This is a genomic window from Stenotrophomonas sp. YJH_SMC_57 (assembly GCF_059369755.1).
On sequence record NZ_JCAFSZ010000014.1, the window covers coordinates 52,418 to 64,632 of the forward strand.

At 67.5% G+C, this 12,215-nt stretch carries 12 protein-coding genes; 10 read left to right on the forward strand and 2 right to left on the reverse strand.

Features of this window, described 5'->3' with window-relative positions; translation table 11 throughout:
* The first annotated feature begins 22 nt into the window (after positions 1-22).
* The 7 genes from dnaQ (at position 23) to AC5P7U_RS17860 (ending at position 7,264) form a co-directional block, all read left to right on the forward strand.
* Positions 23-532, forward strand: coding sequence for a DNA polymerase III subunit epsilon (dnaQ, locus tag AC5P7U_RS17830; RefSeq protein ID WP_049456343.1), 510 nt, complete (start codon positions 23-25; stop codon positions 530-532).
* Between the two features lie 237 nt (positions 533-769).
* Positions 770-1,006 (forward strand): 50S ribosomal protein L28, encoded by a 237-nt coding sequence (rpmB, locus tag AC5P7U_RS17835; RefSeq protein WP_005411638.1) that lies wholly within the window; start codon positions 770-772, stop codon positions 1,004-1,006.
* Between the two features lie 10 nt (positions 1,007-1,016).
* Positions 1,017-1,184: a 50S ribosomal protein L33 gene (gene rpmG, locus AC5P7U_RS17840; protein ID WP_170272460.1), complete on the forward strand. Its 168-nt coding sequence runs from the start codon at positions 1,017-1,019 to the stop codon at positions 1,182-1,184.
* A gap of 249 nt (positions 1,185-1,433) precedes the next feature.
* Complete coding sequence (cls, locus tag AC5P7U_RS17845) at positions 1,434-2,852, forward strand: cardiolipin synthase (RefSeq protein ID WP_053451157.1); 1,419 nt, start codon at positions 1,434-1,436, stop codon at positions 2,850-2,852.
* Positions 2,853-2,897: 45 nt separating this feature from the next.
* Positions 2,898-4,319: an FAD/NAD(P)-binding protein gene (locus AC5P7U_RS17850; protein WP_495221303.1), complete on the forward strand. Its 1,422-nt coding sequence runs from the start codon at positions 2,898-2,900 to the stop codon at positions 4,317-4,319.
* A 9-nt stretch (positions 4,320-4,328) separates the two neighbouring features.
* Complete coding sequence (gene uvrD / locus AC5P7U_RS17855) at positions 4,329-6,521, forward strand: DNA helicase II (protein ID WP_053451155.1); 2,193 nt, start codon at positions 4,329-4,331, stop codon at positions 6,519-6,521.
* Positions 6,522-6,709: 188 nt separating this feature from the next.
* Positions 6,710-7,264 (forward strand): hypothetical protein, encoded by a 555-nt coding sequence (locus AC5P7U_RS17860; protein WP_312560853.1) that lies wholly within the window; start codon positions 6,710-6,712, stop codon positions 7,262-7,264.
* Positions 7,265-7,274: 10 nt separating this feature from the next.
* On the opposite strand, the gene AC5P7U_RS17865 is transcribed toward AC5P7U_RS17860, so the two are convergent.
* Positions 7,275-7,421 (reverse strand): hypothetical protein, encoded by a 147-nt coding sequence (locus AC5P7U_RS17865; RefSeq protein WP_006476817.1) that lies wholly within the window; start codon positions 7,419-7,421, stop codon positions 7,275-7,277.
* A gap of 186 nt (positions 7,422-7,607) precedes the next feature.
* On the opposite strand from AC5P7U_RS17865, the gene AC5P7U_RS17870 reads away from it, so the two are divergent.
* Positions 7,608-8,054, forward strand: coding sequence for a universal stress protein (locus AC5P7U_RS17870; RefSeq protein ID WP_005411629.1), 447 nt, complete (start codon positions 7,608-7,610; stop codon positions 8,052-8,054).
* Positions 8,055-8,243: 189 nt separating this feature from the next.
* Here the strand turns inward: AC5P7U_RS17870 and AC5P7U_RS17875 are convergent, their stop codons facing one another.
* On the reverse strand, positions 8,244-8,528 hold the full coding sequence (locus tag AC5P7U_RS17875) for a DUF2782 domain-containing protein (protein WP_040006855.1): 285 nt from the start codon (positions 8,526-8,528) through the stop codon (positions 8,244-8,246).
* Between the two features lie 98 nt (positions 8,529-8,626).
* On the opposite strand from AC5P7U_RS17875, the gene polA reads away from it, so the two are divergent.
* Positions 8,627-11,401, forward strand: coding sequence for a DNA polymerase I (polA, locus tag AC5P7U_RS17880; protein WP_197563346.1), 2,775 nt, complete (start codon positions 8,627-8,629; stop codon positions 11,399-11,401).
* Positions 11,402-11,729: 328 nt separating this feature from the next.
* Positions 11,730-12,209 carry a DUF421 domain-containing protein gene (locus AC5P7U_RS17885; RefSeq protein WP_008266839.1) on the forward strand — a complete coding sequence of 160 codons (480 nt, stop codon included), beginning with the start codon at positions 11,730-11,732 and terminating at the stop codon, positions 12,207-12,209.
* The last annotated feature ends 6 nt before the right edge of the window (positions 12,210-12,215 follow it).

Genomic DNA, 12,215 nt, shown 5'->3' on the forward strand with positions numbered 1-12,215 from the left:
GCAACAGGAAACCTGGTCACGCATGAGCCGCATCGTCGCACTGGATACCGAAACCACCGGCATCTCGCACCGCTTGGGGCACCGGGTGATCGAGATCGGTGCCGTCGAACTGATCGATGGCCAGCTCACCGGGCGCCAGTTCCACACCTACCTGCAGCCGCAGCGCAAGGTCGACTGGGGCGCACAGCGCGTGCATGGCATCAGCGATGCGATGCTGGTGGGCAAGCCGCTGTTCTCCAGCAAGGCCGCCGAACTGCTGGCGTTCCTGCGCGGCAGCGAGATGGTCGCGCACAACGCCACCTTCGATGTGGGCTTCCTCGACAACGAGCTGCGCCTGTCCGGCATTCCCGGCACGCTGGCCCAGCATTGCCGGATTACCTGCAGCCTGAAGCTGGCGCGCGGGCGCTGGCCCGGCCAGGGCAACAAGCTGGACGATGTACTGCAGCGCCTGCGCATTCCGGGCAACCGAGGCCTGCACGGTGCGTTGAAGGATGCCCATCTGCTGGCGCAGGTGATTCCGCACCTGCGTTGAGGCCCGCCGCCGGGCGCGTTCAGCCACAGCCTGTGGGTAACTTGCGCAAGTGATTGAACCCGTGCATAATGCGCGGCTCGCTGTGTCCGGTTTTCTACCGGGCGGCGCCCCCGGGAGCACGTCCCCGGCCGCCCAACGCCAGCGTAACCCTTTGATTCTCTTGACGTGTGGTGGGCAACCACCGAGGCCGCCGTCTCCCGGGCTACGGGCTGACACAACTTACTATCGAGGTGCGCCATGTCCCGCGTATGCCAGGTTTCCGGCAAGCGAGTGCAGACCGGTAACAACGTCTCGCACGCCAACAACAAGACCCGTCGTCGTTTCCTGCCCAACCTGCACGAGCGCCGCTTCTGGGTTGCCAGCGAGAACCGCTGGGTGAAGCTTCGTGTTTCCGCGCATGCACTGCGCACCATCGACAAGAACGGCATCGATTCCGTTCTGGCTGAGCTGCGTGCGCGCGGCGAAAAGGTCTGAGGAGTAGACGATCATGGCAGGCAAGCGCGATAAGGTCCGTATGATTTCGACCGCCGGTACCGGTCACTTCTACACGACTGACAAGAACAAGAAGAACACCCCGGGGAAGATGGAATTCTCCAAGTACGATCCGGTCGTGCGCAAGCACGTCCCGTACAAGGAAGGCAAGATCAAGTAATCCGCACGGATTGCTGGTCCCCGCGAAGAAACCCGCCCTTGTGGCGGGTTTTTTCATGCCCGGCATTTCCTGGTGGCTGCCGACCGCTCCGATACTGATGTGGTGGCTTCCGACCGTTGGCCGGCACGCTGTCCCCACACCCGGTAGGTGTCGACCTTGGTCGACACGCTGGTTCAAAGCAGTCGAGCAAGCTCGACTCTACACACCCCGCTGGGCAGAATGGCCCATCACCTCCCGACGGGCGACGCGATGCTGTTCGAGTGGTTGCTGGGTTCGTACCTGCTGCTGATCGACTGGCTGATCCGGCTGGTCGCGCTGTGCTGGATCCCCACCCGCACCACGCCGGGGGCGGCGCGCAGCTGGCTGCTGCTGGTCGGCTTCGTGCCGCTGCTGGGCCTGCCGCTGTACCTGCTGTTCGGCCACCCGTGGCTGTCGCGCGAGCGCATCCGCCGCCAGGCCGAGGCCTCGCAGGTCATCCGCGAGGAACAGGCGCTGCAGCATCGCCTGCGCTGGACCCCGCAACCGGACACCGCCTGCGCCGAGATCGTGCCGCTGGTGCAGCGCCAGGGCGATTTCATGCCGGTGCACGGCAACGCGGTCGATCTGCTGACCGACTACGACGAATCGCTGCACACGCTGATCGCCGACATCGACCAGGCCGAAGACCGCGTGCACCTGCTGTACTACCTGATGTTCGATGATGCGGTGGGCGAGGCAGTGGTCGAGGCGCTGCAGCGTGCGGCCGCACGTGGCGTGCAGTGCCGCGTGCTGCTCGACGCGGTGGGCGCCAAGCGCGGCCTGCGCGCCTATCGCAAGCGCCTGCAAGCGCGCGACATCGAAGTGCGCGCGATGCTGCCCGGGGGCCTGCGCTGGCGCCGCAGCGGGCGCATGGACCTGCGCAACCACCGCAAGATCGCGGTGATCGACAACGAGGTGGCCTACGTCGGTTCGCAGAACCTGGCCGGCCCCGGCTTCGTGCCCGGCCACCCGAACCGCGAGCTGGTGGCGCGTGTGCGTGGCCCCGCGGTGGCGCATCTGGAGGCGGTGTTCGCCAGCGACTGGTACATGGAAACCGGCCAGCGCCTGGACGTGATCGCCGATGTGCCCGAGTGCAGCGACGACATCGCCACCCAGCTGCTGCCCAGCGGCCCGGCCTACCCGTACAGCAACGCGCGCGATGCGGTGGCGGCGCTGATCCACCTGGCGCGGCGCCGGCTGGTGATGGTCACCCCGTACTTCGTGCCCGACGAAGCCACGCTGAGCGCGCTGCGCATCGCGGCGTTGTCCGGCGTGCAGGTGCAGCTGATCCTGTCGGCCAGCAACAACCAGCGGCTGACCTCGTGGGCGCAGGAGGCGTACTACGACGAGCTGCTGCGCTGTGGCGTGCGCATCGCCCTGTACGAACCGCAGTTCCTGCACGCCAAGCACATGAGCGTGGACGAGGACATCGCCGTGCTTGGCTCGATCAACATGGATATCCGCTCGTTCGCGCTGAATGCCGAAATCGGCCTGATCTGCTACGACCGCGCGCTGGTCCAGCAGCTGTGCGCGATCGAGGACGGCTACCTGCGCGAGTCGCGGCAGCTGGACCTGCAGCAGTGGCGCAGCCGCCCGACGTGGCGGCGCAGCCGCGAAGGCATCGCACGCCTGGCCGATGCGTTGATGTGAGGCCGCAGTAACCGCCCGCTTCGGCACGCCGGCCTGTCATCGCCGATGGCCTACAATCGGCCCATGACTGATTCACCGCGTAATGGCGAACTGGACCTGGCGATCATCGGTGGCGGTGCGGCCGGGGTGCTGGTGGCGATCCAGGTGTTGCGCCAGGCCCGTGCGCCGCTGGCGCTGGCCATCTTCGAGCCGGCCTCGAAGCTGGCACAGGGCATCGCCTATGCCACGCCGTGGCCGGAGCATCTGCTGAACGTGCCGGCGGCGAAGATGAGTGCGTTTGCCGACGCGCCCGGCGATTTCCTCGACTACCTGATGGCCGCCAACGCCTACCCGGGCGAGGCGCGCGAGGTGCTGGGCGAGCGCTACGTGTGCCGCCACTACTTCGCCGCCTACCTGCAGCAGCGCCTGCAGGACGCCGCCGCGGCCAGCCCGGCGCAGCTGCAGGTGATCGCGCAGCCGGTGCTGGGCCTGCAGCCGGATGACCATGGTTACCAACTGCAGCTGGGCGATGGCCAGACGCTGCACGCCGCACAGGCGGTGCTGGCCACCGGCAACAGCATGCGCCCGCTGCCGGTGGCTGGCGCCGATGCGCTGCCTGCCGACGATGTGATCGAGGCCTGGGACTACGACGGCGTACGCACCCTGGCCGGCGAGCAGGCCGTGGCCATTGTCGGGTCTGGCCTGAGCATGGCCGACACCGTGCTGGCATTGGTTGCTGCCGGCCATGGCGGGCAGCTGTATGTGATCTCGCGCCATGGCCTGCTGCCGTTGCCGCATGCCCACGGTGGCCTGCCCAGCTTCGACCCGGCCACGCTGCTGCCGATGAACCTGCGCCAGCGCCTGCGCGCATTGCGCGGCTTCGCGCGCCAGGCACAGGCTGAAGGCCTGCCGTGGCAGGGCGTGATGGACCGCATCCGTCCGCACGGGCAGGCACTGTGGTGCAGCCTCGATGAGGCCGACCAGCGCCGCTTCCTGCGCCATGTGGTGCGCTATTGGGACGTGCATCGCCATCGCATCGCCGAAGAGGTGGATGCGCAGTTGCAGGCGCTGCAGGACAGTGGCCAGCTGCGCATTCACCGCAGCCGCCTGCAACGCGTCTGGCGCGAGGGCGGCGCCGTGCAGCTGTCCGGCCGCGATGCCTCGGGCAATGAACAGCAGTGGACGATCGGCGGGGTGATCAACGCCACTGGCGTGGAGACCCGTGCCAGCGCGCTGCGCAATCCCTTGCTGCAACAGCTGCAGGCCGAAGGGCTGGCCCGCCCCGGCCCGCACGGGCTGGGCCTGGACAGCACGGTGCCGGGCGATCGCCTGCGCGCCGCCGGCGGCCAGTCGCAGGCACGATTGGGCGTGCTCGGCAGCCTGCGCATCGGCAGCCTGTGGGAAAGCCTGGCCGTGCCTGAACTGCGTCAGCAGGCGCAGGCACTGGCCACCCAGGTGGTCGCAGGAGCAGCGACGGCGATGCCGTAAAATGGGGGCATGGATGTCTCCCACCTGCTTGATGGCCTGAACCCGGCCCAGCGCGAAGCCGTCTCCGCTCCCCCCGGCCACCACCTGGTGCTGGCCGGTGCCGGTTCCGGCAAGACCCGCGTACTCACCCACCGCATCGCCTGGCTGCATGAAGTCGATGGCGTGCCGACCCACGGCATCTTCGCGGTGACCTTCACCAACAAGGCGGCCGGCGAAATGCGCCACCGCATCGACGCGCAGCTGCCCAACGGCAGCCGTGGCATGTGGATCGGCACCTTCCACGGCCTGGCCAACCGCCTGCTGCGCCTGCACTGGCAGGACGCGAAGCTGCCCGAAGGCTTCCAGGTGATGGATTCGGACGACCAGCTGCGGCTGGTCAAGCGCGTGGTGCAGGCGCTGGAACTGGACGACGGCAAGTACCCGGCCAAGCAGATCGCGTGGTGGATCAACGCGCAGAAGGACGAAGGCCGCCGCCCGCAGCACATCCAGCCCGAACCGAACGACGCGTGGCTGGAAACCATGCGCCAGGCCTACATCGAGTACCAGGCGCGCTGCGACCGCGCCGGCCTGGTCGACTTCGCCGAGCTGCTGCTGCGCGCGCACGAGCTGCTGCGCGACAACCCGGCGCTGCTGTCGCACTACCGCGCCCGCTTCCGCGAAATCCTGGTGGACGAGTTCCAGGACACCAATGCCATCCAGTACGCCTTCGTGCGGGTGCTGGCCGGTGATTCCGGCCACGTATTCGTGGTTGGCGACGATGACCAGGCCATCTATGGCTGGCGCGGTGCCAAGGTGGAGAACGTGCAGGGCTTCCTGCGTGACTTCCCGGGCGCGCAGACCATCCGCCTGGAACAGAACTACCGCTCCACCGCCAACATCCTCGGCGCCGCCAACGCGGTGATCGCGCACAACCCCGACCGCATCGGCAAGCAGCTGTGGACCGACAGCGGCGACGGCGAGCCGATCGACCTGTATGCCGCGTACAACGAGATGGACGAAGCGCGCTATATCGTCGAGCGCGCGCGCCAGTGGGTGCGCGACGGTGGCAGCTACACCGAAGTGGCCGTGCTCTACCGCAGCAACGCGCAGTCGCGTGCGCTGGAAGAAGCCCTGCTGAGCGAGCAGGTGCCGTACCGCGTGTACGGTGGCATGCGCTTCTTCGAGCGTGCCGAAATCAAGGACGCGCTGGCCTACCTGCGCCTGCTGTCCAACCGCAACGATGACGCGGCGTTCGAGCGCGCGGTCAATACGCCCACCCGTGGCATTGGCGACCGCACGCTGGACGAAGTGCGCCGCGAGGCGCGCGCGCAGGGCATCTCGCTGTGGGAAGCGACCATGCTGGTCACCCAGGGCAGCGCGCTGGCCGCACGTGCGCGCAATGCGCTGGCCGGCTTCCTGGTGCTGGTCAACGAGCTGCAGGCGCAGACCCTGCACATGACCCTGGCCGAGCGCGTGGACCACGTGCTGGCCCGCTCGCAGCTGCGCGAGCACTGGAGCAAGGAAAGCCGCAACGCGCTGGATTCGGAATCGCGCACCGACAACCTCGACGAACTGGTCTCGGTGGCTTCGCGCTTCGTGCGCCGCGCCGACGACATCGAGGAAGTGGGCGAGGACATGGACGAGCTGGTCGCGTTCCTGGCCTATGCGGCGCTGGAGGCCGGCGAAGGCCAGGCGCAGGCGGGCGAGGACGGCGTGCAGCTGATGACCCTGCACTCGGCCAAGGGCCTGGAATTCCCGCTGGTGTTCCTGGCCGGCCTGGAAGAAGGCCTGTTCCCCAGTGCACGCTCGCTGGAGGAAAGCGGTCGGCTGGAAGAAGAGCGCCGCCTGGCCTACGTGGGCATCACCCGCGCGCGCCAGAAACTGGTGCTGAGCTACGCCGAATCGCGCCGCATCCATGGCCAGGACAACTACAGCCTGCCGTCGCGCTTCCTGCGCGAGATCCCGCGCGAGCTGCTGCATGAAGTGCGGCCGAAGGTGCAGGTCTCGCGGCCGGCCTCGTTGGGCAGCAGCCGGGTGATGGGCCATGCCTCGATCGAGGCACCGCCGCTCAAGCTCGGCGCGCTGGTCACCCATCCCAAGTTCGGCGAAGGCATGGTGACCGACTACGAAGGTAGCGGCGCGCACGCCCGCGTGCAGGTCGAATTCGCCGACGCCGGCAGCAAGTGGCTGGTGATGGCGTATGCCAACCTGACGGTGATCTGATCACCGTCCTGCTTCTTCTGTAGAGCCGAGCCATGCTCGGCTGCTTCTGGTGGGGAAAGAGCAGTCGAGCAAGCTATGCCGGTCGTCCTGACCGGCACCCTTCGGGCCGTCGCAAGCGACGTTGGCAGCGGCTCCTGCCGCTACCTTCGACTCTACAATGGGGCCTGACATCTTCCAGGAACGCCCCGATGACCGAACCCACGCTGCACGTCACCGTGAAGTTGAACGCCCGGCTGCAGCCGGAGCACCGCCATGAACTGTTCGAGGATCCGCTCGATGCGCTGCTGCAGGCGGCCCAGGTGGGCGAGCTGACCGGCGGCGGGACCGCGATGTCCGACCTGGGCGAGGTCGAGTACGGCGATATCGAAGTGGCGCTGATCGATGCGAGCGGCGTGCCGAAGCTGATCGATCTGCTGGAGCAGCTGGGTGCACCGAAGGGCTCGCAGCTGCAGGGTGCGGGCGAGGCCGACCGCAGCTTCGGCGTGACCGAAGGCCTGGGCATCTACCTGGACGGCCTCACCCTGCCGGACGAAGTCTACGAGCAGTGCGATTCCAACCACGTGTTCGAACAGCTGTCGGAGAACATCGACGGCCTCGGTGAGATCTGCAGCTGGTGGCAGGGCCCGACCGAGACCGCGCTGTACATGTACGGCGAATCGTTCGAAGCGATGCGTGATGCGATCGCGGAATTCGTGGCCAGCTACCCGCTGTGCCAGAACGCACGCGTGGTGCAGATCGCCTGAGCCAGGCGGGTTACCGGCCGGCCGCCTGCCGCGCATTGTCGCGCAGCGCCATGTCCTTGCCGATCTGGTAGCCGCCGAACAGCACCGCCAAGGCGATGATCGCGGCGACCAGGATGGATGTCTGGGAACTCCAGGCGGGCGGTTTGTTGTCCTGCATGTCGGTCGTCCTTGGGCGCGGCAGTGCGCCGCCCGCCGAGCATGCGCCGCACTGACCGGCGCGTGCAAGCGGGCGATGCGCACACGCCGCTGCGCGGCGCCGGATTGATCCTGCTCAAGGCGCGGCCTGCACATCCGGTGTGCAATGGTGTTGTTCCCATCTGGCAGATCGCTACGGAGCCCCACCATGTACAAGCGCATCCTGATTGCCACCGACGGGTCCGAGCTGGCCGACAAGGGCCTGGCCAAGGGCCTGGAGCTGGCCAAGGACCTCAATGCCGAGGTCGATATCGTGACCGTTTCCGAGCCGTGGGCCGTCGGCATGTACGACGCCATGGGCTGGAGCGTGGGCTACATGAACAGCCCCGAGTACAAGGCCGACCGCGAGGAAGGCGCACAGAAGGTGCTGCAGCCGGCGCTGGCCAAGGCCGCCGAGCAGGGCATTACCGCCAACCCGGTGCATGTGCTGGACCGCTACGCGGCCGACGGCATCATCGAGACGGCGGGCGAGCGCAACAGCGACCTGATCGTGATGACCTCGCATGGCCGCCGCGGCGTCACCCGCGTGCTGCTGGGCAGCCAGACCGCCGAAGTGCTGGCACGCAGCACGCTGCCGGTGCTGGTCATCCGCTGATCCACACCCGCTGATTCACGCGTTCCCGGGGAGGGGACCCGACGCCGGCCGCAGGATGCGCGCCGGCGTTGTCTTTTTTGTGGGGTGGTGGGCGTCGGTGTATCCACGCCATGCGTGGATGGGCCGTGCCGATCGCCTTGATGGGGTCGGAGCCCGTTCCTGTGGAAAGGGATCCGACCCCCGGTCACATCACCAGCTGTACAGCTTCCAGTACACCGGCGACACGCCGTCCTTGTCGTTGTCGAAACGGCCGTCGCCGTTCTTGTCGTACATGTAGTACGGCGCGCCGCGCGACGGGGTCACCTTGACCATGCGCAGCTGGCCGGACACGCGGTATTCCTCGATGGTGTCACCGTTGTCCATGGTGCGCTTGGAGACATCGGCGCCCTTGACGTCCACCGGGGGAGCACCTGCACCGCCCATGCTGGCGCAGCCAGCGAGCAGGAGCACGGAAGCCAGCATCAGGGTCTTCATCGGCGGGGGCCTTTGCCTGGATAGAGCCCTGATTATGCCCCATCGCCGGGTGCGTGCCGTGTCGTCGCGGTGCAGGCACGGGCGCGTAGAATCGGCGCATGAGCAGATTAGTCCTGATCGACGGGTCCAGTTACCTGTACCGCGCGTTCCACGCGCTGCCGCCCCTGTCCAATGCACAGGGTGAACCCACCGGCGCGCTGTTCGGCGTGGTCAACATGCTGCGCTCGACGCTGAAGGAACGCCCGGCCTACGTCGCGTTCGTGGTCGATGCGCCCGGCAAGACCTTCCGTGACGACCTGTACGACCAGTACAAGGCCAACCGGCCGCCGATGCCCGACGAGCTGCGCAGCCAGGTCGAACCGATGTGCCGCATCGTCGAGGCGCTGGGCATCAGCATCCTGCGCATCCCCGGCGTGGAAGCCGACGATGTGATCGGCACGCTGGCCCTGCAGGGCCTGGCGCAGGACCTGAAGGTGACCATTTCCACCGGCGACAAGGACTTCGCCCAGCTGGTGCGTCCGGGCATCGAGCTGGTCAATACCATGACCGGCAGCCGCATGGATTCGGACGCGGCAGTGATGGACAAGTTCGGCGTGCGTGCCGACCAGATCATCGACCTGCTGGCACTGATGGGTGACACCGTCGACAACGTGCCGGGCGTGGAGAAGTGCGGGCCGAAGACCGCTGCCAAGTGGCTGGCCGAGTACCAGCACCTGGACGGGGTGATGGCGGCCGCGCCGACCATGAAGGGCAAGATCGGCGAGAACCTGCGCGCCGCGCTGGAGCGGCTGCCGCTGAACCGCGAGCTGGTGACCATCCGCACCGACGTGGCGCTGGATGCCAGCCCGACCACGCTGGCCCTGCGCGAGCAGGACGTGCCGGAGCTGACCGAGCTGTATACGCGCTACGGCTTCACCCAGGCGCTGAAGGAACTGGGAGCACCGCTGCCGGCGCCCACTGCTGCCAGTGAGGCCACCCCGAGCCTGCGCGGTACCGCGGCCGGCTTCGCCCGTGGCAGCGCCGAAGCGCCGGCCGCCGGCACGCTGGACCCGGCGCTGGCCGCGCCCGGTGAATATGAGACGGTGCTGACCACCGAGCAGCTGCAGGCCTGGGTCGAGCGCCTGCAGCAGGCCGACCTGATCAGCTTCGATACCGAGACCGATGCGCTGGACGCGATGCGTGCGCGCCTGGTCGGCGTCAGCCTGGCCGTCGAGCCGGGCAGGGCCGCCTACATTCCGGTCGGCCACGATTACCCGGGTGCGCCGGCCCAGCTGCCGATGCAGCAGGTGCTGGACGCGCTGCGCCCGGTGCTGCAGGACCCGGCGAAGAAGAAGCTGGGCCAGCACGGCAAGTACGACCTGCATGTGCTGCGCCGCCACGGCGTGGACGTGCAGGGCTACCACGACGACACCATGCTCGAGAGCTTCGTGCTCAATTCCACCGCCACTCGCCACGACATGGACTCGCTGGCCCTGCGCTACCTGGGCTACAGCACCATCAAGTTCGAGGACGTGGCCGGCAAGGGCGCCAAGCAGATTCCGTTCTCGCAGGTGGGCATCGACGAAGCCAGCCGCTACGCGGCCGAGGACGCCGACATCACCCTGCGCCTGCACCATGCGCTGCAGCCGCAGCTGCTGGCCGAACCGGCGCTGGACAGCGTGTACCGCGACATCGAGATGCCGCTGGTGCCGGTGCTGGCCAGCATCGAAGCCAATGGCGTGCGGATCGACACCGACGAACTGCGCCGGCAGAGCCAGGACCTGTCCTCGCGCATGCTGGCCGCGCAGCAGAAGGCCACCGAGCTGGCCGGGCGCAGCTTCAACCTGGATTCGCCCAAGCAGCTGCAGGCGGTGCTGTTCGATGAGCTGAAGCTGCCCGCGGTGGTGAAGACCCCCAAGGGCCAGCCCAGCACCAATGAAGAGGCGCTGGAGGCGATTGCCGAGCAGCACGAGCTGCCGCGGGTGATCCTGGAGTACCGCGGCCTGGCCAAGCTGCGCAGCACCTACACCGACAAGCTGCCGGAGATGGTCAACCCGGACACCGGCCGCGTGCACACCAGCTACCACCAGTCCGGTGCCGCCACCGGCCGCCTGTCCTCGTCGGACCCGAACCTGCAGAACATCCCGATCCGCACCGAGGACGGCCGCCGCATCCGCCGCGCGTTCATCGCGCCGGAGGGCTTCCAGCTGCTGGCGGCCGACTATTCGCAGATCGAGCTGCGGATCATGGCCCACCTGTCCGAGGACCCGGGCCTGGTGCGCGCCTTCGAACAGGGCGCCGACGTGCACCGTGCCACCGCCGCCGAGGTGTTCGGGCGCACGCTGGAGGAAGTGACCCCGAACGAGCGCCGGGCCGCCAAGGCGATCAACTTCGGCCTGATGTACGGCATGAGCGCGTTCGGCCTGGCCCGCAACCTGGGCATCGACCGTGGCCAGGCGCAGGACTACGTGGCGCTGTACTTCAGCCGCTACCCGGGCGTGCGCGACTTCATGGAGCGGATGCGCCAGCAGGCCCGCGACCAGGGCTACGTGGAAACCCTGTTCGGCCGCCGCCTGTACCTGAACGACATTCATGCCCGCAACCAGGGCCTGCGCGCGGGTGCTGAACGCGCGGCGATCAACGCGCCGATGCAGGGCACCGCCGCCGACATCATCAAGCGTGCGATGGTGGACGTGGACCAGTGGCTGCGTGACAGCGGCGCACCGGCACGGATGATCCTGCAGGTGCACGATGAACTGGTGTTCGAAACCGAAAGTAGTTTCGTCGAAGACTTGCGTTTGCAGGTGGTGGAACGCATGTCGCAAGCGGCCAAACTGCGGGTGCCGCTGGTGGTCGATACCGGCATCGGCAGCAACTGGGACGAAGCGCACTGACCCCGTTTCAGGCCGAAAACGACGTGAATTTGTTCATCAGTCGGAGGTTTCTGACTCGATCATGAATGTTCCCCCGATTGAAGTTCATTAAATTGGGCCCCTTCACGAACCGTTAGTGTTCGGAGTGCTTCTATAACTCTCGACAGGCGCAATGCCTGTTGTGGATCTCTCCCATCCCCTGGAGCAGATCTCGGAACGGGGACTCCTCCCCAAGTGCCCGTTCCCCGGCCCCGTTGACCTCCCCCTGGTCAGCGGGGCTTTTTATTTGTGCCGTTGCCAGATTCCCTGGTCTGCGCCACGCTGGGCCACCGCTCCGCAGGGGAAAACGATGCCCGATCTGTTCGCACTGGCGATGCCGTGGTGGGAGTTCATCCTGCGCGCGGTGGTGGTCTACGTCGTGGTGCTGGGCATGGTCCGGCTCAGCGGCAAGCGCGCGCTGGGGCAGATCACGCCGTTCGACGTGCTGCTGATCGTGCTGCTGGGCAATGCCGTACAGAACGCCCTGCTGGGCACCGACACCTCGCTGGGCGGCGGCCTGCTGCTGGCGGCGACCCTGATCCTGCTCAACTACGGGGTGGGCTGGGTCAGTACCCGCAACCGGCGGATCGAGCGCCTGGTGGAGGGAGAGCCGGTGGTGATCGCGCGCGATGGGCGCCTGTTCGACACCGTGCTGCGTCGCGAACAGGTCACCCGCGCTGATTTCGAGGCTGCCATGCGCCAGCAGGGCTGCCTGGGCGTGGAGGATGTCGAGCTGGCCCTGCTGGAGATCAACGGGCACATCACCATCATCCCCAGGAAGAGCACCTGACCTGGT

Coding starts and splice junctions, on each gene's coding strand:
- dnaQ (WP_049456343.1), top strand. CDS start 23: ATGAGCCGCATCGTCGCACTGGATACCGAAACCACCGGCATCTCGCAC.
- rpmB (WP_005411638.1), top strand. CDS start 770: ATGTCCCGCGTATGCCAGGTTTCCGGCAAGCGAGTGCAGACCGGTAAC.
- cls (WP_053451157.1), top strand. CDS start 1,434: ATGCTGTTCGAGTGGTTGCTGGGTTCGTACCTGCTGCTGATCGACTGG.
- AC5P7U_RS17850 (WP_495221303.1), top strand. CDS start 2,898: ATGGCCTACAATCGGCCCATGACTGATTCACCGCGTAATGGCGAACTG.
- uvrD (WP_053451155.1), top strand. CDS start 4,329: ATGGATGTCTCCCACCTGCTTGATGGCCTGAACCCGGCCCAGCGCGAA.
- AC5P7U_RS17860 (WP_312560853.1), top strand. CDS start 6,710: ATGACCGAACCCACGCTGCACGTCACCGTGAAGTTGAACGCCCGGCTG.
- AC5P7U_RS17865 (WP_006476817.1), bottom strand. CDS start 7,421: ATGCAGGACAACAAACCGCCCGCCTGGAGTTCCCAGACATCCATCCTG.
- AC5P7U_RS17870 (WP_005411629.1), top strand. CDS start 7,608: ATGTACAAGCGCATCCTGATTGCCACCGACGGGTCCGAGCTGGCCGAC.
- AC5P7U_RS17875 (WP_040006855.1), bottom strand. CDS start 8,528: ATGAAGACCCTGATGCTGGCTTCCGTGCTCCTGCTCGCTGGCTGCGCC.
- polA (WP_197563346.1), top strand. CDS start 8,627: ATGAGCAGATTAGTCCTGATCGACGGGTCCAGTTACCTGTACCGCGCG.
- AC5P7U_RS17885 (WP_008266839.1), top strand. CDS start 11,730: ATGCCCGATCTGTTCGCACTGGCGATGCCGTGGTGGGAGTTCATCCTG.